Source organism: Methylobacterium gregans, from assembly GCF_022179245.1.
GTDB lineage: Bacteria > Pseudomonadota > Alphaproteobacteria > Rhizobiales > Beijerinckiaceae > Methylobacterium > Methylobacterium gregans.
The window spans coordinates 1-24,286 of the sequence record NZ_BPQM01000138.1 but is presented as its reverse complement, the minus strand read 5'-3'; the positions used below and the strand labels follow the sequence as shown (position 1 = coordinate 24,286).

The following is a 24,286-nucleotide window of genomic DNA, read 5'->3' as shown; positions in this document are numbered from 1 at the left end:
GACAGCCGGAACGCCCGGGGCCGGCGGCCTACCCCAAGCGTCCGCAGGGCGCCGCCCTGAACCAGCGGGAGGTCCCGGGTCGTGGAGGACCGGGACTCCCTTGCGTTGGCGCGCCGCAGCGGATACCTGTGCCGGCTGATTGTGGGCGGTCCCTCCGGGCCGCGATGCGGAGAGAGGCGAGCCTTGGCCGGAGCCGGCTCAGCAGCGTACGGGATCGAGCGTGCCGCCGGTGCGGCCGTTCGCGCGCGCGCGCTTCTCGCCAGCCTTCTCCTTACCCGCCCCTGAGGGCCGTCCGGGCGCGCGCCTGGGCTCTCAGGGGATCGCACGACGCCTCCTCCATTCAGGCTTCGGCCGCTCTCGACCGCACGGCGCGGCGGGCGGCCCGCGACAGGGTACGATGTCCATGACCACGACCACCTCCGGCGCCCGCGACCGCGTCCTCATCTTCGACACCACGCTGCGCGACGGCGAGCAGTGCCCCGGCGCCACCATGACGCTCGACGAGAAGCTGGCGGTGGCCGAGCTCCTCGACACGATGGGCGTCGACATCATCGAGGCCGGCTTCCCGATCGCCTCGAACGGCGATTTCGAGGCGGTCGCCGAGATCGCCCGCCGCTCGAAGCGCGCGGTGATCGCGGGCCTCGCGCGCGCCATCCCCGCCGACATCGCCCGGGCCGGCGAGGCCGTGCGCCACGCGCAGCGGGGCCGCATCCACACCTTCGTCTCGACCTCGCCGATCCACCTCGCCCACCAGATGCGCAAGAGCGAGGACGAGGTCGTCGAGATCATCCTGAAGACCGTGGCGCAGGCCCGCGACCTCGTCGAGGACGTCGAGTGGTCGGCCATGGACGCGACCCGCACCGGGATCGACTACCTCTGCCGCTGCGTCGAGGCGGCGATCCGGGCCGGCGCCACCACGATCAACCTGCCCGACACCGTGGGCTACGCCACCCCGTCCGAGTACCGCGCCATGTTCGCGAGCGTCCGCGAGCGCGTGCCGAACGCCGACAAGGCAGTCTTCTCGGTGCACTGCCACAACGACCTGGGCCTCGCCGTCGCCAACACGCTGGCGGGCCTCGAGGGCGGCGCGCGGCAGGTCGAGTGCACGATCAACGGCATCGGCGAGCGGGCCGGCAACGCGGCGCTGGAGGAGGTCGTGATGGCGATCCGCACCCGCGGCGACGTGATGCCCTTCGAGACCGGCATCGAGTCGACGCTGCTGACCCGCGCCTCGAAGCTCGTGAGCCACGCCACGAACTTCCCCGTGCAGTTCAACAAGGCGATCGTCGGCCGCAACGCCTTCGCGCACGAGAGCGGCATCCACCAGGACGGCATGCTGAAGAACGCCGAGACCTACGAGATCATGACCCCGGCCTCGGTGGGCTTGGCCAAGACCTCGCTGGTGATGGGCAAGCATTCGGGCCGCGCCGCCTTCCGCTCGAAGCTCGGCGAGCTCGGCCTGCAGCTGACCGACAACCAGTTCCAGGACGTGTTCGAGCGCTTCAAGGCGTTGGCCGACCGCAAGAAGCACGTCTACGACGAGGATATCGAGGCACTGGTGGACGAGAACCTCGCCACCGCCCACGACCGCATCCGCCTCGTCTCGCTCTCGGTGATCGCCGGCACGCACGGCCCTCAGCGCGCGACGCTCAAGATCATGGTCGACGGTCGAACCATCACGGAAGAGGCCGACGGAAACGGGCCGGTCGACGCGGTGTTCAACGCCATCCACGCGCTCGTCCCGCACGAGGCGGTCCTGGAGCTCTATCAGGTCCACGCCGTCACCGAGGGCACGGACGCGCAGGCCGAAGTGTCGGTGCGCCTGAAGGACGGCGAGCGCAGCGTCACGGCGCGCGGCGCCGATCCGGACACGCTCGTCGCCTCGGCCAAAGCCTACCTCTCGGCGCTGAACAAGCTCTCGGCGGCCGCCCGCCGGTTGCACGCCCAGGCGATCTGATCGCGGCGCACAAATTTCCCGAAAAACCTGCGGCCCGGGGGTGGACAGCCCCCGGGCCGCTTGGTATCAGCCCCTCCATCGACGGCGGACTTGGTGGCCGCCTCGCCATCGCTGAGAAGCGATCGGGCGCATAGCTCAGTTGGTAGAGCAGCTGACTCTTAATCAGCGGGTCCTAGGTTCGAACCCTAGTGCGCCCACCAAAATATCCCCTTCATATCTTCAATCGGTCGGACGCAGTGGCCTGACCCGGGCCTAGGCGAGACTCCGGTTTCGCTGGCCGCTCGCAGGCCTCGCGGCGATGACGAACTCCCGCACATGATCAGCGCGCGACGCACGCCCGTCCCGGCGTGCCAAGCGCCGCACGATGCCGCGGCGTCTTGAGCGGCGCGTCCCCCCAACGAAGGGGCGGACATCCGCCCCCCTGACGCTGGCGAGCCTGCCTTCCCCGCGCGCTCAGCGCGCTGTACCCTCCGAGATGGGGGGAGATCGTCCTGCCTCGCCGGCCCGCCTTCAAGCGACCGGATCCGTGTAAGCCACTTCGCGGGCCTGCGCGCAGGAGCCGGCGACGGGGACCGCCCGGCGGAAAAGCTGCCAGCGAAGGGATTGCCGCGCGATGATCAGCGCCTTCGATCTGTTCAAGATCGGAATCGGACCGTCGAGTTCGCACACGATCGGCCCGATGGTCGCCGCGCGCCGCTTCCGCGACCGCGTCGCCCCGCGTGCCGCGGGCGACGTGGCGCGGGTGCGCGCCGAGATCTACGGCTCTCTCGCCTGGACAGGACGCGGCCACGGCACGGACGTGGCGATCTCCCTCGGACTGCTCGGACATGACCCGGCGACCGTCGATCCGGACCGCGTCCCGGATTACACCCGGGCGCTCGCCGGGACCGGCGACATCGGCTTGGCCCCCATCGTCTTCGATCCGGTCCGCGACCTCGTCTTCAACGTCACCGAGACCCTGCCGCGCCACACCAACGGCATGCGCTTCCAAGCGCACGATGCCGCGGGGGCGCTGGTGGACGAGGTGGTGTGCTACTCGATCGGCGGCGGCTTCGTGGAGGAGGAGGGCGCCGGGGAGACCGCCGGGATCGAGGCCGTCCGGGTGCCCCATCCCTTCGAGAGCGGGGCCGAACTGCTGCGCATCTGCGCCGAGACCGGCCTCACCATCGCGCAGGTGCAGATGGCGAACGAGCGCGCCCTGCGCTCGGAAACCGAGATCCATGCCGGGCTCGACGCCATCCGCGACGCGATGCTCGCCTGCATCGCCCGCGGCCTGCGCATGGACGGCGAGTTGCCCGGCGGCCTGAAAGTGCGCCGCCGCGCGCGGCGCCTGCACGAAGCGCTGGAGGCGGCCCGGCTCACCAACAGCCGGCCCGCCCATGAGATCATGGACTGGATCAGCCTGTTCGCGCTGGCGGTGAACGAGGAGAACGCCGCGGGCGGGCGGGTGGTGACGGCACCGACCAACGGGGCGGCCGGCATCGTTCCGGCGGTCCTGCGCTACGGCGTCGATTTCTGCCCGGGCTGGACCGAGGCGCGCGGGCGCGAGTACCTGCTCACGGCCACCGCGATCGGAGGCCTGATCAAGCGGCGCGCCTCGATCTCCGGCGCAGAAGTCGGCTGCCAGGGCGAGGTCGGCTCGGCCGCCGCCATGGCGGCGGCCGGCCTCGCCGCGGTGCTGGGTGGCGACGCCCGACAGGTCGAGAACGCCGCCGAGATCGCGATGGAGCACCATCTCGGCATGACCTGCGACCCGATCGGCGGGCTGGTGCAGATCCCCTGTATCGAGCGCAATGCCTTCGGGGCCAACAAGGCGGTCGCCGCAGCCTCCCTGGCGCTGCGCGGCGACGGCGTGCACTACGTGACCCTCGACGAGGTCATCGAGACGATGCGCCAGACCGGTCACGACATGCAGGCGAAGTACAAGGAGACCTCGCTCGGCGGCCTCGCGGTCAACGTCGCGGCCTGCTGAGGCCGCTCCGAGCCCGCGCCGCTGCAGCGAGGCGGTGCCGGAAGCCGCCGACCAGGCAGAGCTCGCACCGGGCATCACCGGGCAGCCGACCGTGCAGGACATCATTCGGCCGGGCGGCGGCATCGCCGACCCCCGGTCCGCGGACGGCCGCCGACCCCGCAACGCGACCGTCTTCGGCGTGCGGGCCACGATCCGGTAGCGAGGCGACGTGCGGTCGAAAGAGTCGGCCTGCCGCACACGGCCGTCATTCTGGCGCGGAGCGGCCGTCGCAGACCTGAGAGGAAGTTTCTTCCACTTCACGAAGCAAGAGGTCGTTTTCACCCGACCCATCGGATCTTTGGAATGTCGGGCCAGGATCCTTCGATCTACCATGACAGATGTATCGATCCACGCAGTACAGGCTCGATCTCTCCGAGATCGGGCCATGAACGCGATCGATGCATCCTGCCGAAACGCCGGCTCTCCCGAGCGGCCAGCCCTTCGAGTTTCCACGATGCGAGTTCCGAGACTGATCGCCGTCGCCGCCCTGGTGCTCGGCGCGTTCGCCGCGCGGGCGGAGAGCCTGACGGTCGGCGTGGTGCCGGGCGCCTACGCGGACGCGGTCAACGTCGCGGCGCAGGAGGCCAAGGCGAAGGGGCTCGACGTGAAGGTGGTCGAGTTCAGCGACTGGACCACGCCGAACGTCGCGTTGGACGCCGGCGACATCGACGTGAACTTCTTCCAGCACCGCCCCTTCATGGAGAATGCCGAGCGGCAGAAGGGCTACGATTTCGAGATCGTCGGCGCCGGGATTCTGCAGAATCTCGGCCTCTACTCCCTGAAGCACAGGAGTCTCGACCAGATCCCGGTGGGCGGGCGCGTCGCGGTCGCCAACGATCCGGTGAACCAGGGCCGCGGCCTGCTGCTGCTGCAGAAGGCCGGGCTGATCAAGCTGAAGGACGGCGTCGGCTTTCTGGGGACCCTCGACGACATCGCCGAGAACCCGCGGAAGCTGAAATTCACCGAGGTCGAGGGCCCGCAGCTCGTCCGCATCACCGGCGACGTCGATCTCGCGCAGGGCTACCCGCACTTCATCGTCGCGGCCAAGGCCTTCGATCCGAAGAGCGGCCTGATCTATTCCGGCATCGAGGACAAGCTCTTCGCGGTGAGCTTCGTCACGAAGGCCAAGCGCAAGGATGATCCGACGATCGCCAAGTTCGTCGCCCTGTTCCAGAAATCGGAGGCCGTGAAGGCCCAGATCCACAAGTCCTTCGCCGACAGCGACAAGCTCTACCTGCTGGCGTGGCTGAACTGATGGCGCGCGCGATGGCAGGCCTCGCCTTTGACAATCTCCGCGACGCGGGCGCCTGGATCGCGCGCGGCGCCTCCCGCCCCGCCGCGCGGGACGCGCGTGCCGGCCAGGACGTCCGCCAGACGGGCGGCCGAGGCGCCGGAACGGTGCGGTTCGAGGGGGTCACTAAGACCTTCCAGGCCGCCTCCGGCGCGGTGCGGGCGCTCGACGGCATCGACCTCGCGATTCCCGCCGGCGCGATCTTCGGCATCATCGGCCGCTCGGGTGCCGGCAAGTCGAGCCTGCTGCGCACCGTCAACCGGCTGGAGGAGCCGAGCGCCGGGCGGGTCTTGATCGACGGAGAGCCGATCGGGGCCCTGGACACGGCCGGCCTGGTGGCGCTCCGCCGCCGCATCGGCATGATCTTCCAGCACTTCAACCTGCTCGCGGCCAAGACCGTCCGGCAGAACGTGGCGCTGCCGCTCGCCGTGGCCGGCGTGCCGCGGGCCGAGATCGGGCGGCGGGTGGACGAGGCCCTGCGCCTCGTCGGGCTGGAGGCGAAGGCGGAGGCCTACCCGTCGCGGCTCTCGGGCGGCCAGAAGCAGCGGGTCGGCATCGCCCGCGCCCTCGTCAGCCGTCCGGAGATCCTGCTCTGCGACGAGGCGACCTCGGCGCTCGACCCCGAGACGACGCTCCAGATCCTGACCTTGCTCCGCGACATCAACCGCCGCTTCGGGATCACGATCGTGCTGATCACCCACGAGATGAGCGTGATCCGCGAGATCTGCACCGACGTGGTGGTGCTGGAACAGGGCCGCGCCGTCGAGTCCGGGCCGGTCTGGCGGGTCTTCGGGGCACCGGAGCACCCGGCGACCCGGGCGCTGCTCGAACCGCTGACCCGCGGCCTGCCCGACGATCTGGCGGCCCGGCTGCGGCCGAACCCCGCCCCGGGCGCCGAGGCCCTGCTGCGGATCACCTGCTCGGGCGCGGCCCCCGACCTCTCGGCCCTGACGGAGGCCGCGGGCGCGCCCGTGCGCCTGCTCCAGGCCGGCATCGAGCGGATCCAGGGCCGCGCGGTCGGCCGGATGCTGATCGCGGTCGCCGGGACCGAGGCGGCGGAGCGCCTCGTGGCGCGCGCGGACGGGATCGCCATCGAGAGGATCGGCTATGTCGCCGCAGATGATTGACCGCCTGAGCCAGGCCTGCCTCGACACGCTCTTCATGGTGGGCGTCTCGGCCGGGATCGCGGTGCTCGCCGGTCTGCCGCTCGCGCTCTTCCTCGTCACCTCGGGCCCCGGCGGCATCTTCCCGGCGCCGCGGGCGAACCGGGTGGTCGGCACGCTGGTCAACGGCTTCCGGGCGGTGCCCTTCATCGTGCTCTTGGTGGCGCTGATCCCGTTCACCCGCCTCGTCGCCGGCACCACGATCGGCGTCTGGGCGGCGATCGTGCCGCTCTCGGTGAGCGCCACGCCGTTCTTCGCCCGGATCGCCGAGGTCTCGCTGCGCGAGGTCGATGCGGGGCTGATCGAGGCGGCGCAGTCGATCGGCTGCCGGCGGCGCCACATCCTCCTCCACGTCCTGCTGCCCGAGGCGCTGCCGGGCATCCTCGGCGGCCTCACCATCACGGTCGTCACGATGATCGGCGCCTCCGCCATGGCGGGCGCGGTCGGCGCGGGCGGGCTCGGGGACGTGGCCATCCGGTACGGCTACCAGCGCTTCGACACCACCGTGATGCTGGCGGTGATCGCGATCCTCATCGCCCTCGTCTGCCTGGTGCAGTTCGCGGGCGACACCGCCGTGCGCCGGCTGCGCGCCCGCTGACGCGCAGCCCGCGAACCGTTTCCGCTCAGGGGACCGATGACGAAGCAGATCCTCCTCAACGCGTTCAACATGAACTGCGTCGGCCACATCAACCACGGGCTCTGGACCCATCCGCGCGACCGCTCGACCGCCTACAACACGCTGGCCTACTGGACCGATCAGGCGAAGCTCCTGGAGCGCGGCCTGTTCGACGGGCTGTTCATCGCCGACATCATCGGCGTCTACGACATCTACGGCGGCGGCATCGACGTGACGGCGCGCGAGGCCGTGCAATTGCCCGTCAACGACCCGACCGTGCTGGTCTCCGCCATGGCGGCGGTGACGGAGCATCTCGGCTTCGGCATCACGGTCAACGTCCACACCGAGGCGCCCTCGACCTTCGCCCGACGCTTCTCGACGCTCGACCATCTCACGGGGGGCCGGGTCGGCTGGAACATCGTCACCGGCTATCTGGAGAGCGCCCATCGCGGCCAGGGCAGCGGGGCGCTGCCCGACCACGACCGACGCTACGACTACGCCGAGGAGTATCTCGAGGTTCTCTACCGGCTCTGGGAAGGCAGCTGGGACGACGCGGCCGTCCGGCGCGATCCTGCCGCCCGGATCTTCGCCGATCCGGCCCGGATCCGCCCGGTCGCGCATCGCGGCGAATTCTTCGAGGTCGCGGGCTACCATCTCTGCGAGCCCTCGGCCCAGCGCACGCCGGTGCTCTATCAGGCCGGCGCCTCGGGCCGCGGCCGGGCGTTTGCGGGGCGCCACGCCGAGTGCGTGTTCATCTCCGCCCGCGACCGCCCGAGCGCCCGCGCGGCCGCCCGCGCCGTGCGGGCCGAGGCCGCCGCGGCCGGGCGGAACCCCGAGGACGTGAAGGTCTTCGTCGGCATCGCGGTCATCCCGGGGCGGACGCGGGCCGAGGCCGAGGCGAAGCGCGCGGAGTACCTGCGCTACGCGAGCCCGGAGGCCGGGCTCGCTCATTTCGCCGCCTCGACCGGCATCGACTTCGCCGCCTACGGACTCGACGATCCCATTCCCTACGCGCCCGGCAACGCCATCCAGTCGGCGACCGCCGCGGCGGCACAGCGCCGCCTGACCAAGCGGGACCTGCTCGCGGAACTCGGGCTCGGCGGGCGCTACGCCGTGCTCACGGGCGATGCCGCCACGATCGCGGACGAGTTGCAGGCCTGGGTCGAGGAGGGCGAGATCGACGGGTTCAACCTCAGCCGCATCGTCGTGCCGGAGAGCTTTTCCGATTTCATCGACATCGTGATCCCGGAGCTCCAGGACCGCGGCCTCTACAAGACCGCCTACGCGGACGGCACGCTGCGGCGAAAACTCTTCGGCGCGGGCGACCGCCTGCCCGCACGCCACGCCGCGAACGCCTTCCGCTCCGGTGCCGCCCCCGCGGCGTGACGAACACGCCCAGGACAGCCCCATTCAGGACGACCCATGGCCTACGACGTCTTCTGGTTCCTGCCGACCTCCGGCGACACGCGCTATCTCGGCACCTCCGATTTCGGCCGCGCGCCCACGAACGCCTATATCCGGCAGATCGCAGAGACCGCGGACCGGCTCGGCTACGACGGCCTGCTGATCCCGACCGGCGCCTCCTGCACCGACCCGTGGGTGACGGCCGCGAGCCTCGTCACCGTGACGCGCCGCATCAGGCTCTTGGTGGCGCTGCGCACCTCGATCACCGGCCCGACGCTCGGTGCGCGGCAGGCCGCGGCGCTGGACGAGGCGCTGGGCGGGCGGCTCCTCCTCAACGTCGTGGTGGGGGGCGATGCCACCGAACTCGCCGCCGACGGCGCCTTCTACGACCATGCCGAGCGCTACGCGGCGGCCGACGAGTACCTCACCGTCTGGAAACGGCTGATGGCGGGCGAGACGGTCGATTTCGAGGGACGCCACGTCCGCGTCGCGGGCGCGCGGAACTTCCACCCCGCCGTGCAGACGCCCTGGCCGCCGCTCTACTTCGGCGGCTCCTCGGCCGCCGCCCACGACCTCGCCGCTCGCCACGTGGACGCCTACCTGACCTGGGGCGAGCCGCCGGAGGCGGTGGCGGAGAAGATCGCGGATGTCCGCGCGCGCGCGGCGCGCCAGGGCCGCAGCGTGCGCTTCGGCGTGCGCCTCCACGTTATCGTGCGCGAGACGGAGGACGAGGCCTGGGCCGAGGCCGACCGCCTGATCAGCCGCCTGACCGACGACGACATCGCCCGCGCCCAGGCCAATTACGCCCGGATGGACTCGGTCGGGCAGGCCCGGATGGCGGCGCTCCACGGGGGCCGGCGCGACCGGCTCGTCGTGGCGCCGAACCTCTGGGCCGGCGTCGGGCTGGTGCGGGGCGGCGCCGGCACGGCCCTGGTGGGCTCGCCCGAGCAGGTGGTGGCGCGGCTGGAGGAATACGCGGCGCTCGGCGTCGATACCTTCGTGCTCTCCGGCTATCCGCATCTGGAAGAGGCGATCCGCTTCGCCGAGCTCGCCTTCCCGCTGATCGCCGGAAAGGCGCCGGTGACGCTGCGCGATACGGCCCAGACCGGCGGCGCCTTCGACATCCGCGCCACCGCGCGCTGAACCGCTCCGACAACGCCGCGGGGCGATCGCGTCCGGCGGCCGCGCCGCCTCACGGCCATGCCTGTCCCGCCTGCGGCGCCTCGGTCCGACGATGGAGAGATCCTGATCGGCCTGCTTCAGCCGGACCGGCAAGGGTCAAACCGATCGATGCGCCGTGGACGGGTCGGCTTGCGGCGACCGCTTCCGCATTCATTCCAGAGATGAGGGTGGCATCGTCGGCGGCGTGTGCCGGGCAAGGAAGCCTCGTGTCAGTCGGGCCACCTCATCGGTCGCCTCATCCAGCGCGAAGTGCCCGGCATCGAGGATATGCAATTCCGCGCTTGGCATGTCGCGCAGGTAGGCTTCCGCGCCCGGCACGATGAAGGAGGGATCGTAGCGGCCCCACAGCACAAGGGTCGGCAGTGGATGGCTCCGCATCCAAGCCTGCCACGCCGGATAAGACGCGACGTTGGTGCGATAGTCGTAGAGAAGAGCCGCCTGGATGTCCCCCGCGCCCGGGCGAGACAGAAGGGCGTACTCGTCCGTCCAAGTGTCTGGATTGTAGCGCTCGTGGTTGGGGCTGTTACCGAGATGGCGCTGCTTGGCCGCTTCCAAGGACGTAAAGGTCTCGACCTGCTCGGGATGGGCTGCGGGGTCGGCCCAGTACTTGGCGATGCCCTGCCACTTCGGACCAAGGCCCTCGATGTAGGCATTGGCATTTTGGACGATCAGCGCCGTCACCCGATCAGGGTGTGCCAACGCCATGCGGAAGCCAACCGGGCCGCCGTAGTCCTGCATGACGAGCGTGTATCGCTCAATGCCGAGGTGCGCGACCAAACCGTCCATCGTCGTGGCGAGACTGTCGAAGGTGTAGGTGTACTGATCGGGCGACGGGGCATCGCTCTGGCCGAAGCCGGGATAGTCAGGCGCGATCAGGTGGTAGCGGTCCGCGAGCAGCGGCAGCAGCGGATCCCACTGCCGCGACGAGGACGGGTAGCCATGCATCAGCAGGATCGTCGGTGCGTCGCGCGGGCCAGCTTCGCGATAGAAGATGCCGACGCCATTGACCTCGGCACGATGGTAGGTCGTCGTGGCCGAGGTTGAATGGAGCGGTTGCGGGGTACCGCTCGCGAGCGCCAGGGCCATTTCGGCGGCAGGAACGGTCTGTGTCGGCATGATCCTCTCCTCTGTGCAGGAGATACGGCTTGCGCGCTGAATCGGTCGGCATGACTACCTCCCACCCCGAGCAGCCTTCCACGCAGCCAAGCTCACCGCCCCCGACCCTGGCCAAGCGTCAGCCCGAACCGCCGTCAGCCGATGACTCCGCCGGAGGCCGCGATGCTGGCGGCTTCCGCCAGCATTGACACGATCGGCGTCGCGCAACACCTCGCTGACGCGGTATTGCCGACGCATTCGGGCCGATACGTTGCAGGAGAAGGGCAAGGATGCGGATCGCTGCACTGATCTTCGGCCTCGGCCTGTTCCTGGCAACCTGCGTCTGGTTCTTCTACCTCGTCCCTCTGGGATGCGGGATGAACACGACCGGCTGCAAGGAGCGGTTCACGGTATGGAGTGGCCTCGGCCTGACCCATTTCTGGGCTCCGCTCCTCACCGCGCTGTCGGCGATGGCCTACGGCTCGGGACGGTCCTGACCGTCCGCCCCGGACCCGGCGACCGTGCGAGCCGGCCCTGGCGCAGCGTCAGCCCGAGTCGCCGCCAGCCGATGACCACGCCGGTGACGGAGATGAGCAGACCGCCGGCCGAGAGTCCGATCAGCAGCAGGTCCCAGGCGGGCCGGTGCCGGAGCAGCGGCCCGAAATCGAAGCTGTGCGGCGCGTTGAACAGCCAGCGGTAGATCCGGTTCGAGCGGTCGGTCCGGTTCAGGACCTCGCCGGTCGCCGGGTCGATGTGGAACCACGTCGCGGACGGGTCCGCGAAGCGGACGCGCAGCACCGGCAGCACCCGAGCGTGGTGGTGGCCGTACCAGTAGAGATCCTCGCTCGCGAGACGCTCGATTACCGGGGGCGCGGCCTCCGGCAGGAGGCGGGCCGCGGCTGCGGCGATCCGCCTTGCGTCCGGCGGCGCCCCGCAACAGGGGAGCAGCCGCCCGTCCGCGCAGGCGAGGAGCACCCGCGCCTGCCCGTCGAGGCGCGCGAGACGGGCCTCCCGGGCATCCGGGCAGGCGGCGGCGAGGGCCACGCGGTCGAGGTCCGGCCACGGCTCGGCGGGCCCCGCGTAGCGCTCGAGCGCCGCCCGGTCCGGTTCGCGCGGCGAGAACCAGCGGTTGGGATTCATCGAGATCCAGCCGCTCACGATGAAGGTGACGAGCGTGGTGCCGGCGACGAGGCCGCCGAGATGGTGCCACGCCATCCAGCCCCGGTAGGGCGTGACCTTGCCGCGCGCGTAGCGCTTCCGCAGGCGCACCCGCATCACTCCGACGACGAGGCCGGTGACGGCTCCGACGATGCCGATCCCGGAGAGCCAGAGCACCACGTCGCGCCACAGATCGCGCTGCGCCCGCAGCGGCGTGAAGTAGATCCAGTGCGGCACCGCGCCGAACCAGTTCCAGAACCGCTCGTGCCCGGTGGCGTCCAGCGCGATCTCGCCGGTCGCGGCCGAGACGTAGAGGTGCGTGTCGGCCGCGTCGCCCAGGGCGATCCGGTGGAAGGGGCGCAGCGGGTCGAAGCGCTGCGGTACCGTCCACTGGTCGCGCGCCGCGAGGCCGAGATCGGTCACGGTGACGGCCGCCGGGTGGTGGGCTGCCGCCGCCAGCGCCCGCTCGGCCGGGACGATGTCGATCGCGCGCCCGTCGGCGGCCGAGAGCGTGCGGTGCGGCCCCTCCCAGGGGGTGAGACGCCAGACGGGCTCGGCATCGAGCATCGCGAGCTCGAGGCGGCGGACGGCGCCCCGCGCGAGACCGGTCCGGGCGAGCGCCGCCTCGGGCTCGACCGCCACGCGGTCCCAGGCGATCGGCGGCAGGCCTGCGCGGCGCTCCGCGTCGGTGAGGCGCGGGAAGCCGACATACATCATCACCACGCCCGAGACGAACCACGTGGCGAAGAGCAGGCCGGTGAGGATGCCGAGCCAGCGATGCGCCAGGTAGAGCCACCGCCGCAGGCGTTTTTTGAGGTCGCCCATCGATCAGAACACCACGGTGTAGACGAGTTCGACCGAGCGCGGCCGCCCGAGAAGGATCGAGGTCGCGTTGCCCCCGCGGGCTGCGGCATAGACCTCGTCGGTGAGATTGTAGAGGCGTAGCGACAGGCGCGAGCCGGGATCGGGCCGGTAGTCGAGACCGGTGTTCAGGAGCGTGTAGTCGGGCCGCCGGGCCGTGTTGGCGAAGTCGCTGACCATCGAGCCGACGTGCTGCACGCCGACCCGCGCCTCCCAGCGGGGGGCGAAGGCGTAGGCGACCCACAGGTTGGCGACCCGCTCGGGCACGTCGATCGGCTGGTTGCCGGCGTAGGAGACGACCTGCCCGGCGACCGTCTGATTGAAATCGTCGTACTGGGCGTGGAGCAGCGCGACGTTGGCATCGACGCGCCAGTTCTCCCAGGGCGCGAGCGAGAGCGCGGCCTCGACGCCGTGCGAGGACTGGCTGCCGACCTGCACGCCGACGCCCGGCTGGCCCGGCACGGCGCTGACGAGGTTGTCCTTCACGATGCGGTAGCCCGCGAGCGTCCACTCCGCCGCGCCCTCCCAGAACAGGCCCTTGGCGCCGACCTCGACCTGCCGGCCGGCGGAGAGGCGGAAGTCCTTCTGCGCCACTTGCAGCGAGACGAAGTTGCCGACCGGGTCCACGGCGGTCGCATATTGCGCGTAGAGGGAGATTTCCGGCCGCGGCTGGTAGACGAGGCCGGCGCGCCAGCTCAGGGCCTCGAAGTCGGAGCGGAAGCTTGTGCCGAGGCGCAGATCCGCGCCGCGGATGCTCGGCGCGTCGTAGCGCAGGCCCGTGACCAGCGAGAGCTGCTCGGTCAGCACGAGGCGGTTCTCGGCGAAGAGCGCGTACTGATCGACGAGGTTCTCGTAGCCCGGCGTCGTGCCCGCGAGGTTGATGAAGCGGCCCGGCACGAAGGCGAAGGGATCGACCAGATCGGTGCCGCCGTAGGGCCGGTTGTTGATGTGCCGGTAACGGATGCGGTTGACCTCGGCGCCCAGCACCGTCTGGCTCGGCAGCCCGAAGACCGCGCCCCGCAGCGTCGCGTCGAGACGGTTGCCGATCTGCTCCTGGTCGTGGCGGATCTCGGCGAAGAGCGAGCGCTGGATCAGCCCCGTCGCGGGCAGGAAGGCGGAGCCTTCGGCGTTGCGGTAGAAGCGGTCGCTCGTCATCCGGTAGGCGACGTTGCGGAACGAGAGGTCGGGGCTCGGGCTCCACTCGGCCTTGAGGATCGTCCAGTTGTCGCGCCAGCGGATCTCGCTGTCGGCGACGTTGAAATTCGTGTCCCGCAAGGCCCGCGGCACGCGGCCGTCGACCAGCGGCGAGCCCCAGTAGCGCTCCGGTGCGGTAGCGCCGTAATCGTTCGAGAGCGTCACCGCGAGGTCGGCGCTCGGCCGGTAGAGCAGCGCGCCCGAGACCGCGAGGTTCTCGAAATCGCCGTTCGGACGCAGCCAGCCCGCGCCCGCGTTGCGGCTGACGTCGAGCCGGTAGGCCAGCACGTCGCTGATCGGGCCGCCGGAGCCCGCTGCTATGCGGCGGGTGTCGTCCGAGCCGAACCCGACCTGCGCGGCGGTCGCCTGCGTGAAGGTCGGGCGCTTGGGCACGACGTTGACCACGCCGCCGACGGCCCCCTCGCCGTAGAGCACGGAGGCCGGGCCCCGCAGCACCTCGATGCGCTCGACGTTCCAAGTATCGAACGGGAAGGTCTGGGTGCCCGCGTAGAGCCGGATGCCGTCGTAGAGCCGCATCACCGAGTTGCTGCCCACGAAGCCGCGGGCGGAGAAGGCGGAATTGCCGGTTCCCGGCGAGGCCGTGCTCGCGATGCCGACGCCGTTCTGGGCAACCGCCTCGTTGACGGTGAACTGCCCGCGCTCGCGCACCAACTCGCCCGGAATGACGTCGACGCTGGCGGGCGTCTGGAGCGGCGTGAGCCCGAGACGGCTCGCCGAGCGGGCGGGCGTCGCGAGGTTGAGGCCCCGGGGTGCAGGCGCACCGGTCGCGATGACCTCCAGCATGTCGAGCTCGACCGCGTCGCCGACCTCGGGTGGGGCGGCCGATCCGGATCGGGCGAGGCTGGGGCTGTGGGACAGGGCGGTCGCGAGCGCCAGGGCGGCGGCGACGGATCGAGAGGACATGACGGCTCCTGCGCCCGGGTCGCGCGACGGCCTCACGGGGCGTCGGCGCGGGCGGCTCCGATCGAGGGCGGGCGGGCGCGCGGGCGCAGGTGCGGCCGCGGCGCGGGGCTCGATGCAGGGGCCGGAATCGTCCTGGGGAGACGGCCGCCGGCCGACCGGTCGCCGCGGGGGGGGGCGACGGGTCAGGCGGCGACGGGAGGCGCGCGGGGCGCGGCGGAGCGGTGGGTCCGGGCGGGCGGCGCGTGGGTCTGGACGGCGTGCCAGCGCCGCTCGCGGGCCAGCGCGGGGATTGCGGCGGGCACCGGCTGGGCCTCAGGGGCCGCGAGCGCGAACGCAGCGAGCCGGCAGGCGGTGGAGCAGCAGGATTCGTGGCCGGCCTGCCCGTCCGGATCCTGGGCCGCGTCGGCGAGATGGCCGGAGCAGATCACCCCGGGGGCCTGGAGGCTCGTCCGGGTGGCGGCGACGCCGCCGAGCAGCCCCTGCAGGACGAGCGCGTAGAGCGTGAGCACGCCGATGGCGGCCCGCCATGCTCCTGCTCGCTGCCCGCGTCGTCCCATGACTGTTTCCTGCGGCGAGCCGGGCGCGGCTGTCAATGGTCAAGCTGGGGCGGGCGGCACGATCCGAGGCTCGCGTCGCTCGCATTCCCCCCTTTGCGGGGGAGGGAGAACGCGGAGACCGGCCGAACTCGAAAGCCCTCCCCCGTATCCGGGGGAGGGCTCGGCGTCCTCACGCCGCCATCGCCATCTCGACGCCGTCCTCGTCCACCTCGGCGGCCATGAACTGGGCCCGGGCGAGCTCGGCGAAGCGGCCGCCCTCGGCCACCAGCGCGTCGAAGGTGCCGGCCTCGACGATCTTCCCCTCGTGGAAGACCAGGATACGGTCGGCGTTGCGGATGGTGGCGAGGCGGTGGGCGATCACGAAGGTGGTGCGGCCCTCCATCACGGTCTCCAGCGCGCCCTGGAGCTTGCGCTCGGTGGCGGCGTCGAGCGCCGAGGTGGCCTCGTCGAGGATCAGGATCGGCGGGTTCTTCAAGAGAGCCCGAGCGATCGAGAGGCGCTGGCGCTCGCCGCCGGAGAGCGAGCGGCCGCGCTCGCCGATGATCGTGTCGAGCCCATCGGGCTGGCGCGCCATGAAGGCGGAGGCCTGGGCCCGCTCCAGGGCGTCGAGCATCTCGGCGTCGGTGGCCTCGGGGCAGCCGACCTGCAGGTTCTCGCGGATCGAGCGGGCGAACAGCATCGGCTCCTGGAAGACCACGCCGATGTTGTGCCGGAGCGACGCGAGGCCGATGTCGCGGATGTCCACGCCGTCGATCCGGATGGCGCCGGCCGCCGGGTCAAAGCTGCGGTGCAGGAGGCCGAGCGTGGTCGACTTGCCCGAGCCCGTGGTGCCGACGAGCGCCACCGTCTCGCCGGCGCGGGCCGAGAACGAGACCCCGTCGAGCGCCTGGCGGCGGCCGTCGTAGGAGAACGCGACGTCCTCGAAGCTGACGTCGCCCTCGAAGCGGGCGACCTGCTTGGCGTTCGGCCGGTCGCGCACGGCCGGGACCGTGTCGAAGATCGCGAAGAACTCGGCGATCTTCGGGGCCTGCTGAAACACGCCGTTGACGAAGCCGACCACGTGGTCGAGGCGCGCCACGAGCGCGGTCGCCAGGCCCATGAAGGCCACGACCTCGCCGACCGTGGTGGTGCCGGCCTGGTACAGGAAGATGCCGGTGACGAAGATCGCCGTCATGGTGATGGTGGCGGACGCCCGGGTCGCGACATTGGCCAGCGCCCACCAGGACAGGACCGGGATCTGGGCGGCGAGCAGGTTCTGGATGATGTCGCGCATCGCCTCCTTCTCCGCCTTGGCGCGGGTGAAGGACTGGATGACCGCGACGTTGCCGAGGGCGTCCGAGGCGTGGGCGGCGAGGCCCGAATTGTAGGCCTCGACGCGGCCCTGCAGCGTCTCGGTGCGGCGCATCACGAAGGTGGTGAGCGCGGTGAAGACCATCACCAGCACCACGAGGATGAGGCCGAGCTTCCAGTTCACGAAGAGCGTCAGCGGCAGCAGCACGCCGAGCGAGATCAGCGCCGCGAGGTGGTCGCGGAAGAAGCCGAGCCAGAAGCTGTTCATGCCGTTCGTGCCCTCCAGCATCGCCTTGAGGACGGTGCCCGAGTGGTTCGAGGCGTGGAAGGCGAGCGGCAGGTCGAGCACGTGCTCGAAGTAGCGCGCCATGGTGGCGAGCCGGTTGCGGTGGGCCAGCCGGTCGGCGTGCAGCGCGATGGCGACGCCCGCCGCGATGGTGAAGAAGCCGAAGCCGACCCAGGCGAGGATCAGTGGCAGCATCGTGCCCATGGCGTCGCCGCCGCGCTTGAGGTGCGTCAGCTGGTCGATGATGCGGCCCATGAGGAGCGGCTCGGCGAAGGCCGCCACCGCCAGCATCACGTTCGCGCCGGCCAGCGCCCAGGCCAGCCTGCGGTCGGTGCCGAGCAGTCCCAGCACCCGCGCGTAGAGACGAACCAGCGACATGCGAACTCCGATGCTCCCCTCGGCGGCGGGACAAGGCCCGCGCACCGCGCTCCCGAAACCTCGCGCCGCTCTCTCGGCGGGCCGAGGCACCTCGGGATGGGACGGCTTATGAGGCCGCCCGGCTGAACGGCGCATGACGGCCGAGTTCACGGTCCGGCTCTTTACGGTTCGTTCAGCACGATTTGCTAACCATCGCGGGGTGCGTGCCGCAAGCGTCGCGGCGCCGCGCCCCTCCGATATCCCGCGCCGGGTCGTCTCATCATGGATCTCGCAACCGGTATCGGCCTGCTCGGCGGCGTCGGCGTGGTGTTCACGCTGATCATGATCGACGGCGGCAACTTCGCCGCCTATTTCGACAAGCACGCGGTCATCGTCATCTTCGGCGGTGCCATCGCGGCCACCACCATCCGCTTCCCGTTCTCCACCATCGCCCACGGGCTGCCGATGGGCCTGCGCTACGCCTTCACCATGCGGGCTGTGAAGCCCCATGACTTGATCGAGGAGATCACCAAGATCGCCGAGGTCGTGCGCAAGAGCGGCCCGATGGCGCTGGAGAACATGGAGATCTCCGACCCCTTTCTGGCCCAGGGCGCGCGCTACGTCGCCGACGGCTACGACCGCGAGTTCATCCGCGATACGATGGAGCGGGACCGCGACAACTTTCTGATGCACCTCGATGAGGGTTCGAAGATCTACCGCGCCTTCGGCGACTGTGCCCCGGCCTGGGGCATGATCGGCACGATCCTCGGCATGGTGACAATGTTCGCCAACATGTCGGACCCCTCGAAGCTCGGCCCCGCCATGGCGACGGCGCTGCTGGCGACCCTCTACGGCGCGCTCATCGCCAACCTCGCGGCCCTGCCGATCGCCGACAAGCTGCACGTGAAACTGGAGGAGGAGGACGTCTCGCGCTCGCTCATCATCGACGGCATCCTGATGATCCGCGACCAGAAGAGCCCGACGCTGGTGCGCGAGATGCTGGTGGCCTACCTGCCGCACAACCACCGCGAGCCGCTCGAAGAGGCGGCGGCGTGACCGGCAGAGCGGCGACATGACCGGAGTGCCGTGAGGTGGCCAAGAAGAAGCGCGGCGGCGCGCATGGCGGCCACGGCTGGTTCGTCACTTTCGCCGACCTGATGGCTCTGCTGATGAGCTTCTTCGTGATGATCGCCGCGTACTCGACGCAGGATCAGAAGAAGATGCAGGCGGTGGCGGGCTCGATGCGCGACGCCTTCGGCGTCAACAAGGAGTCGAAATTCGCCGGCATCATCGAGCACAAGGGCCTGCCGGCGGCCGACCATGTCCGCTACCTGCGCGACATTCCACCCGAGCGCGCGACCGACCGCACGACCCCGCCCCGGCCGGACTCCGACGCCGCCTACAGCGTGAACAGCGCGAGCGAGCCGGACAGCTTCGGCCTCGCCGCCGCCTCTCTGCGGCAGGCGCTGCAGGATCTGCCCGACATCGCCGAGGTGTCGAAGAACGTCGTCGTCTCAAGGACCGAGCAGGGCCTCAACGTCTCGATCGTCGACCAGGACGGGCGCTCGATGTTCCCGGACGGGTCGAGCCGGCCCACCGACCAGACGCGGCGCCTCCTGGAAAAGCTCGCCCCACTGCTCCGGCAGATGCCGAACCGCATCGCGGTCACGGGCTTCACCGCGACCGACCGGCCGGGCCGTCGCCCGCTCGCTCCGCCCTGGGAAATCTCGGCCGCCCGCGCGATCAGCACCCGCGAGATCCTGGCGGGCGCGGGAGTGCCCGACGATCGCTTCGCCTCGGTGTCCGGCAAGGCCGACACCGAGCCGCTGTTCCCCGACAACCCCTATCTGGCGGCCAACCGGCGGGTGACGGTAACGCTGCTGAAGGAAGCCCCGCCGGTGCCCATGAAGGGTCTGCCGTAGGCAGCCCCGGCCACCGCCCCCGGCGGATCAGCGCCCGGGGCTGTATTTCTTCGCGATGCGCTGACAGACTTGGATCGGTTCGAGGGACATCGCCGCCGCCATCTGCATCAGGAACGGCCGCCACTCCCGCCTGCTGTAGAACAAGGTCGCCTTCCGGAAGGCGATGCCCGCCCGCATCCGCCGGTGCCGCGAGACCCGCTGCAACAGGGGCTCGGCCGCCACCGCGCGCCGGTAGGCGGTGAGCGAGAGGTCCTCCAGGCCGCGCAGCCGGCGCGCGACGTTGAAGTCGATGTACTCGCCCTGCTCGAACAGCGCGTCGAGATTGCCCTGCATGATGCTGACGTGCCGACGGTGCAGAAGGAGGACGTCCGGCTGCGCCGCGACCGTGTAGCCCGCCGTGACCATCCGGCCCCACAGGTCCCGGTCCTCCAGCGCAACCTGTCGGTATCCCCCGACCCGCAGGACATCCGGCTTCCTGTACATCACGGCCGGATGGATGAGGCCGAGGAAGAGGGCTGGCCGAACCTCCGCCCGGCCGCGGGCGAGATCGATCTCCGGCACGCTCAGGCCGATGACGTTGCCGGCATCGTCGATCAGCCTGGCGGCGGCGGTCACGACGCTGACCTCGGGATGGTCGCGCAGGAAGGCCACCTGCCGCGCCAGCCGGTCGGCGAGCATGATGTCGTCGTCGTCCATGCAGGCGACGAGATTGTGCCGCGCCAGGGACAAGCACAGGTTCCGGCCGGCCGGCAGGCCCCGGTTGACCGCGTTGCGCACGACCCGCAACCGCCCGTCGCGCGCCGCCAAGCGGGCGAGGATGTCCGGTGTCCCGTCCGTCGAGGCGTCGTCGACGACGATCAGCTCGAACGCGCGATGGGACTGCTCCAGGACGCTCTCGACCGCGGAAGCGATGTAACGCTCCCGGTTGAACGTGGACATGATGACGGACACGCTCATGCAGTCTTTCCGGCCGATACGGCGATGATCGCGGGTGATGCCGCAGGACGACGCGCGACGGGCACCGGCCGCGACCATAGCCGCGTTCCGCCGCGGGGATCGGCTCCCGGAAGGGTTACCGGGCAGGTTCCGACGGAGGAGACTGCGCGCCGCCCGCGAGATCGGCGAGCGCCCGCGCCGTGCCGGGATTGAGCCAGGCCGCCGGCACCGACTCCGCGAGATTGCGCGGGTCGCTGCCCTTGCCCTGGCCGGTGGCCCGCGCGAGGGCGTCTCGCGCCTTGTCCATCGCCCGGACCAAGCGCTCGGCCACGCCGGGATCGAGGCCCGGCCGTGCCAGGATCAGGCTCCACGAGCCCACCGTGTCGATGGCCTCGTCCTGCCCGCGGAAGGTCCCGACCGGCACGCGCATCCGGCGCAGCGACGGGCGCTCCGCCACCAGCCGCGCGACCGCCTCCGGTCCCGGGGCGAGAAAGCGCGCGCCGCCCGGATCCGCCGCGAGCGCGGTGAAGCCCGGCCAGCGCAGCCCCCCGCCCCAGAGGGCCGCGACCGCGCCGGCCCGCACGCGCTCGGGCCCGTCGCCCGCCCGCGCCAGGACGACCGGCACGATGTCGCGCTCGGGATCGAGACCGGAGGCGGCGAGCACGGCCCGACCCATGGCGGTCAACCCCGAATCCCGCGTGCCCAGCGCGACGGGACGGCCGCGGAGATCGCTCACCTGCCGAACCGGGCTGTCGCCCGGAACCACGAACAGGCCGGGCGTCGGGTAGATCGGCGCGACGACGGTGAGCCGCGGCGCGGTGGTGTCCGCGAGGGCCGGGTAGGCGTGCTCGCCCTGCACCAGCGCGAGGTCGAGGACGCCGCCGCGCAGGAGACCGAGGTTCTCCACCGAGCCGCCGGTCGGGCGCGGCTCGATCACGAGGCCGGGATCAGTCTCCCGCAAGGTCGCGATCAGCGCCTCGGCGTAGGCCGGAAAGCCCCCGCCGGGCGTCGCGGTGCCGAGCGTGACCCGCACTTCCCCGGCCCCTGCGGCGGCGCTGAGCAGGAGCAGCGCCAGGAGCAGTCCGACCGCGCACCGCATCGCCCCTCCCCTACTTGGCCGTCAGCAGAGCCCAGTAGACCTTGTACTTGGAGCCTGGCGCGAAGGCCGTGGCAATGCCCATGCGGGTCGCGGCCGGATCGAGCATCACGGCGTTGTGGGGCGGACTGTCGCGCCAGCCCGAGAAGGCCTCGGCCAGGGTGTGGTAGCCCGCCGAGAGGTTGGCGTTGGCCTGATCGTAGCCGAGGCGTGCGACTGCGGTCTTGACCGTCTGCGCCTTGCTCGGCCGGTCGGCGAGCGCCATCGCGGCGGCCTCGGCCTCGGCGAGGCGCTGCAGTTCCGGGTCGATCACCAGCGGTTTCTCGCCGCGGTTGCGCCGGTAGGCCGAGATCATGTCCCGGGCCGCCGCGGTGTCGACCTGGGCCGCGGTGCTGGCGAGCGGCAGGTAGAGGGTCGGGACGGCGGCGACGGGCGTGCCCGTACCGGCCGCGCAGCCGCCGAGCAGCGCCGCCGCGCAGATCCCTCCGATGAGACCGATCCCCCGCACCCCCGAACCTCCCCCCGACAACCCTACTCGGCCGCCGCGCGCTTGGCGGCATCCGTTCGCGAATCCCCCTGCCCGAACCGGCTCGCGATCTCGGACATCGCGTTCTGCATCCCGTCGAGGCCCTGCACCGTGACGAAGCTCGAGGGCGGGCCGGCGATCGGGATGTAGCCCGCATCCGATAAGGTCCTGAAGACCGCAAAGTTCAAGTCGTTGGTCACCTTCAGGGAGAGCGAGACGTCGACGATCATCACGATCAGCTCGAAGTCGAGGTTGGCGTCGCCGATCTTGCGGAACACCACCCGGGGCGCCGGGTCCTTCAGCACCTCGGGCAGCGCCGCGGCGGTCTCGATCAACAGCTCGGCGGCCCGCACCGGATCGAGGGCGCGCGGGATGCTGATCGTGATGGAGGTCCGGCCGACGCGGTCGCCGCGCACCCGGTTCTTCACGATGCCGGAGATCAGGTTCGAGTTCGGCACGATCACGGCCGAGCGGTCGAAGGTCTGGATCTCGGTCGAGCGCACCGAGATGCGCTTCACGATGCCCTCGCTGTCGCCGATCAGCACTTGGTCGCCGACACGGATCGGGCGCTCCCAGAGCAGCAGCAGGCCGGAGACGAAGTTGTTGACGATCGACTGCAGGCCGAAACCGATACCGACCGAGAGCGCGCCGGCCACGATCGTCAGCTTCTCCAGGCTGAGGCCCAGATACGAGAAGGCGATGGCCAGCGCGAGCAGGAAGCCGCAATAGCCCGACACCGTCGAGATCGAGTTGCGCAGGCCGGCATCGAGGTCGGTCGCCGGCAGATAGGTGTTCTCCAGCCAGCGCTGGATGCCCCGCGTGATCACGACGCCCAGCACCATGATGCCGATGGCGAAGGTGATGGTGGAAAGCGAGATCGTGACGTCGCCGACCTTGAAGCCGAAGAAGGCCGAGCGCACCGAGGAGAAGATGTCGGTGGAATCGAGCCCCCAGGGCGCGAGCGCCAGGAGCGCCACCAGGAGGTAGAGCACCACCCGCGCGGCGCCTGTCGTCAGCACCGCGATCTGGTTGAGCGAGCGCTTGCGCAGGCCCGTATTGGCCTGGAGCGCCGTGGCGAAGCGGGTGTCGTCGCAGAGCGTGCCGCCGACGAACGAATCGACGCTCTGCACCATCAGATAGAGCAGGACGAGGAGGCTCGCGGTCCAGACCAGCTGGTCGATCAGGAAGCTCGCGAAGGCGACGTAGCCGCCGAGCGCCGCGCCGACGATCACGATCACCGCGACCCAGCCGAGCAGGCGCGCCGGGCCGCCGATGCCGGTCGTCGTCTTGGTCGGCACGTAGGGGCCGAAGCAGGCCTCCTCCTCCTCCTCCTTGTCGGCGAAGCGGTGCAGGCCGACCGCCAGCATGGCCGCCATGGCGAGCGCCCCGATGCCGCGGGTGGCGATGGAGATCGGCAGGGCTGCCGAGATGCCGGTGTTGAGCGCCTCGATCGCCTTGACCACGGTGATCACCGTGGCGATGCCGACCGCCAGCCGCTTCACCCGGGTGGCGGCGGCGTCGCTGACAGGCGCCGGGCGCCAGGCCGGCTTGTCGGGCGCGAGCAGACCCTCGCAGAGCGCCTCGACGAAGCCGATGAAGGCGAGGCCACCGAGCACCGCGCCCGCCAACGGCAGCAGCCGCGAGGGCAGGAGGTCCGTGGCGTCGAGGGCGTAGTAGACCGCGTAGCTGCCCGCGACCGCCGGCAGGGTGCCGACGAGGATCACCCGCCAGGCGCCGAGCAGGGTCTCGCGCCGGGTCGGATCCGTGCGGGCCGCGTCGCGCCGGCCGAGCTTCGGCGCGATGTTGCGGCGCCCAAGATAGAGCGCCGCCGAGACGCCGAAGGCGAGGCCGAGCAGCAGCAGGTTCCAGACCGTGCCGTTGCGGGAGAACAGCAGGCCGATATCGCTGAGCGCGCCCTGGAGCGAGCGGGTGTCGCGCGGGATGTCGGCCGCGACCCGGCTCCACAGGTTCGGGCTCAGAAGCGACAGCGAGCGCTCGAACAGCCCCTTGGTGAAGGAGGCGCGGCGCTTGTTCTGCACCCGGTCGATGATCTGGTCGCCCTGCACCAGCGTCGCGCGGGCGAGGCGCTGGAACTCGTCGATGCGCGCCACCGCCGCCTCGCGCTCAGTCCGCTCCTCGGCGACCTCGGGGCTCTCGGGCGCGTCCTTGGGCTTGGGACCGAGCTGGTTGAGGCGTTCGCGGGCGGAGGCGAGCGGCGCGTCGATCTGATCGACGAGCGTGCGCATCTCGTCGACGATCGGCGCGACCGCGTCGCGGATCGCGGTGAGTTCGGTCGACGAGACGTCGTTCTTACCGAGCTCCTTCTCGCGCCGGTCGAGCACGTCCTTGGCCTCGTCGAGCTTGGCCTTGACCTGCTTGGCCTGCTCGGACAGCTCCGGCTTGGGCTTCGGAGCCGGCGCGGGCTGGGCCGCGGGTGCCTGCTGGGCCGCGGGCGCTTGC

The 24,286-nt window shown here is 71.0% G+C and carries 19 protein-coding genes and 1 tRNA gene; 11 read left to right on the top strand and 9 right to left on the bottom strand.

Features of this window, described 5'->3' with window-relative positions; translation table 11 throughout:
• Positions 1-403: 403 nt before the first annotated feature.
• From MFF54_RS23775 to ssuD, 8 genes are all read left to right on the top strand, one after another.
• Positions 404-1,957 carry a 2-isopropylmalate synthase gene (locus MFF54_RS23775; RefSeq protein WP_238306681.1) on the top strand — a complete coding sequence of 518 codons (1,554 nt, stop codon included), beginning with the start codon at positions 404-406 and terminating at the stop codon, positions 1,955-1,957.
• Between the two features lie 124 nt (positions 1,958-2,081).
• Positions 2,082-2,157 (top strand) — tRNA-Lys (locus MFF54_RS23770).
• A 413-nt stretch (positions 2,158-2,570) separates the two neighbouring features.
• Complete coding sequence (locus MFF54_RS23765; protein ID WP_238306680.1) at positions 2,571-3,929, top strand: L-serine ammonia-lyase; 1,359 nt, start codon at positions 2,571-2,573, stop codon at positions 3,927-3,929.
• 493 nt (positions 3,930-4,422) lie between these two features.
• Entirely contained in the window at positions 4,423-5,223 is an 801-nt protein-coding gene (locus MFF54_RS23755; protein ID WP_238306679.1) for a MetQ/NlpA family ABC transporter substrate-binding protein, read from the top strand.
• An 11-nt stretch (positions 5,224-5,234) separates the two neighbouring features.
• On the top strand, positions 5,235-6,386 hold the full coding sequence (locus MFF54_RS23750; RefSeq protein ID WP_238306689.1) for a methionine ABC transporter ATP-binding protein: 1,152 nt from the start codon (positions 5,235-5,237) through the stop codon (positions 6,384-6,386).
• Complete coding sequence (locus tag MFF54_RS23745) at positions 6,367-7,020, top strand: methionine ABC transporter permease (RefSeq protein ID WP_238306678.1); 654 nt, start codon at positions 6,367-6,369, stop codon at positions 7,018-7,020. Before MFF54_RS23750 ends, MFF54_RS23745 begins: the two co-directional genes overlap by 20 nt.
• 36 nt (positions 7,021-7,056) lie before the next feature.
• Entirely contained in the window at positions 7,057-8,424 is a 1,368-nt protein-coding gene (locus MFF54_RS23740; RefSeq protein ID WP_238306677.1) for an LLM class flavin-dependent oxidoreductase, read from the top strand.
• A gap of 36 nt (positions 8,425-8,460) precedes the next feature.
• Positions 8,461-9,585 carry an FMNH2-dependent alkanesulfonate monooxygenase gene (ssuD, locus tag MFF54_RS23735; RefSeq protein ID WP_238306676.1) on the top strand — a complete coding sequence of 375 codons (1,125 nt, stop codon included), beginning with the start codon at positions 8,461-8,463 and terminating at the stop codon, positions 9,583-9,585.
• A gap of 189 nt (positions 9,586-9,774) precedes the next feature.
• Here the strand turns inward: ssuD and MFF54_RS23730 are convergent, their stop codons facing one another.
• Positions 9,775-10,740, bottom strand: a complete 966-nt coding sequence (locus MFF54_RS23730) for an alpha/beta fold hydrolase (protein WP_238306675.1) — start codon at positions 10,738-10,740, stop codon at positions 9,775-9,777.
• 269 nt (positions 10,741-11,009) lie between these two features.
• Between MFF54_RS23730 and MFF54_RS23725 the strand changes: the two genes are divergently transcribed.
• Positions 11,010-11,216, top strand: coding sequence for a hypothetical protein (locus MFF54_RS23725; protein ID WP_238306674.1), 207 nt, complete (start codon positions 11,010-11,012; stop codon positions 11,214-11,216).
• Here MFF54_RS23725 and MFF54_RS23720 read toward each other — a convergent pair.
• The 4 genes from MFF54_RS23720 to MFF54_RS23705 all read right to left on the bottom strand — a co-directional run bounded on the left by MFF54_RS23720 (position 11,173) and on the right by MFF54_RS23705 (position 17,367).
• Positions 11,173-12,702 carry a PepSY-associated transmembrane domain-containing protein gene (locus MFF54_RS23720; RefSeq protein ID WP_238306673.1) on the bottom strand — a complete coding sequence of 510 codons (1,530 nt, stop codon included), beginning with the start codon at positions 12,700-12,702 and terminating at the stop codon, positions 11,173-11,175. The genes MFF54_RS23725 and MFF54_RS23720 overlap by 44 nt on opposite strands.
• A gap of 3 nt (positions 12,703-12,705) precedes the next feature.
• Positions 12,706-14,856 (bottom strand): TonB-dependent receptor, encoded by a 2,151-nt coding sequence (locus MFF54_RS23715; protein ID WP_238306672.1) that lies wholly within the window; start codon positions 14,854-14,856, stop codon positions 12,706-12,708.
• A gap of 182 nt (positions 14,857-15,038) precedes the next feature.
• Positions 15,039-15,413: a hypothetical protein gene (locus MFF54_RS23710; RefSeq protein WP_238306671.1), complete on the bottom strand. Its 375-nt coding sequence runs from the start codon at positions 15,411-15,413 to the stop codon at positions 15,039-15,041.
• Positions 15,414-15,582: 169 nt separating this feature from the next.
• Positions 15,583-17,367 (bottom strand): glucan ABC transporter ATP-binding protein/ permease, encoded by a 1,785-nt coding sequence (locus MFF54_RS23705; protein ID WP_238306670.1) that lies wholly within the window; start codon positions 17,365-17,367, stop codon positions 15,583-15,585.
• 261 nt (positions 17,368-17,628) lie between these two features.
• On the opposite strand from MFF54_RS23705, the gene MFF54_RS23700 reads away from it, so the two are divergent.
• Both MFF54_RS23700 and MFF54_RS23695 read left to right on the top strand, forming a co-directional pair.
• Positions 17,629-18,402 carry a motility protein A gene (locus MFF54_RS23700; RefSeq protein ID WP_238306669.1) on the top strand — a complete coding sequence of 258 codons (774 nt, stop codon included), beginning with the start codon at positions 17,629-17,631 and terminating at the stop codon, positions 18,400-18,402.
• A 35-nt stretch (positions 18,403-18,437) separates the two neighbouring features.
• Complete coding sequence (locus MFF54_RS23695) at positions 18,438-19,268, top strand: OmpA/MotB family protein (protein WP_238306668.1); 831 nt, start codon at positions 18,438-18,440, stop codon at positions 19,266-19,268.
• A gap of 27 nt (positions 19,269-19,295) precedes the next feature.
• Here the strand turns inward: MFF54_RS23695 and MFF54_RS23690 are convergent, their stop codons facing one another.
• The 4 genes from MFF54_RS23690 to MFF54_RS23675 form a co-directional block, all read right to left on the bottom strand.
• Positions 19,296-20,225 carry a glycosyltransferase family 2 protein gene (locus MFF54_RS23690; RefSeq protein ID WP_238306667.1) on the bottom strand — a complete coding sequence of 310 codons (930 nt, stop codon included), beginning with the start codon at positions 20,223-20,225 and terminating at the stop codon, positions 19,296-19,298.
• A 115-nt stretch (positions 20,226-20,340) separates the two neighbouring features.
• Entirely contained in the window at positions 20,341-21,303 is a 963-nt protein-coding gene (locus tag MFF54_RS23685; protein WP_238306666.1) for a TAXI family TRAP transporter solute-binding subunit, read from the bottom strand.
• 10 nt (positions 21,304-21,313) lie between these two features.
• Positions 21,314-21,808: a CAP domain-containing protein gene (locus tag MFF54_RS23680; protein WP_370880182.1), complete on the bottom strand. Its 495-nt coding sequence runs from the start codon at positions 21,806-21,808 to the stop codon at positions 21,314-21,316.
• 23 nt (positions 21,809-21,831) lie between these two features.
• Positions 21,832-24,286 (bottom strand): DUF3772 domain-containing protein (locus MFF54_RS23675; RefSeq protein WP_238306665.1); only part of this gene is annotated, 2,455 nt, incomplete at its 5' end.

Bases quoted from the DNA above. Each gene is read 5' to 3' on its own strand.
- MFF54_RS23775 (WP_238306681.1), top strand. From the start codon at position 404: ATGACCACGACCACCTCCGGCGCCCGCGACCGCGTCCTCATCTTCGAC.
- MFF54_RS23765 (WP_238306680.1), top strand. From the start codon at position 2,571: ATGATCAGCGCCTTCGATCTGTTCAAGATCGGAATCGGACCGTCGAGT.
- MFF54_RS23755 (WP_238306679.1), top strand. From the start codon at position 4,423: ATGCGAGTTCCGAGACTGATCGCCGTCGCCGCCCTGGTGCTCGGCGCG.
- MFF54_RS23750 (WP_238306689.1), top strand. From the start codon at position 5,235: ATGGCAGGCCTCGCCTTTGACAATCTCCGCGACGCGGGCGCCTGGATC.
- MFF54_RS23745 (WP_238306678.1), top strand. From the start codon at position 6,367: ATGTCGCCGCAGATGATTGACCGCCTGAGCCAGGCCTGCCTCGACACG.
- MFF54_RS23740 (WP_238306677.1), top strand. From the start codon at position 7,057: ATGACGAAGCAGATCCTCCTCAACGCGTTCAACATGAACTGCGTCGGC.
- ssuD (WP_238306676.1), top strand. From the start codon at position 8,461: ATGGCCTACGACGTCTTCTGGTTCCTGCCGACCTCCGGCGACACGCGC.
- MFF54_RS23730 (WP_238306675.1), bottom strand. From the start codon at position 10,740: ATGCCGACACAGACCGTTCCTGCCGCCGAAATGGCCCTGGCGCTCGCG.
- MFF54_RS23725 (WP_238306674.1), top strand. From the start codon at position 11,010: ATGCGGATCGCTGCACTGATCTTCGGCCTCGGCCTGTTCCTGGCAACC.
- MFF54_RS23720 (WP_238306673.1), bottom strand. From the start codon at position 12,702: ATGGGCGACCTCAAAAAACGCCTGCGGCGGTGGCTCTACCTGGCGCAT.
- MFF54_RS23715 (WP_238306672.1), bottom strand. From the start codon at position 14,856: ATGTCCTCTCGATCCGTCGCCGCCGCCCTGGCGCTCGCGACCGCCCTG.
- MFF54_RS23710 (WP_238306671.1), bottom strand. From the start codon at position 15,413: ATGGGACGACGCGGGCAGCGAGCAGGAGCATGGCGGGCCGCCATCGGC.
- MFF54_RS23705 (WP_238306670.1), bottom strand. From the start codon at position 17,367: ATGTCGCTGGTTCGTCTCTACGCGCGGGTGCTGGGACTGCTCGGCACC.
- MFF54_RS23700 (WP_238306669.1), top strand. From the start codon at position 17,629: ATGGATCTCGCAACCGGTATCGGCCTGCTCGGCGGCGTCGGCGTGGTG.
- MFF54_RS23690 (WP_238306667.1), bottom strand. From the start codon at position 20,225: ATGAGCGTGTCCGTCATCATGTCCACGTTCAACCGGGAGCGTTACATC.
- MFF54_RS23685 (WP_238306666.1), bottom strand. From the start codon at position 21,303: ATGCGGTGCGCGGTCGGACTGCTCCTGGCGCTGCTCCTGCTCAGCGCC.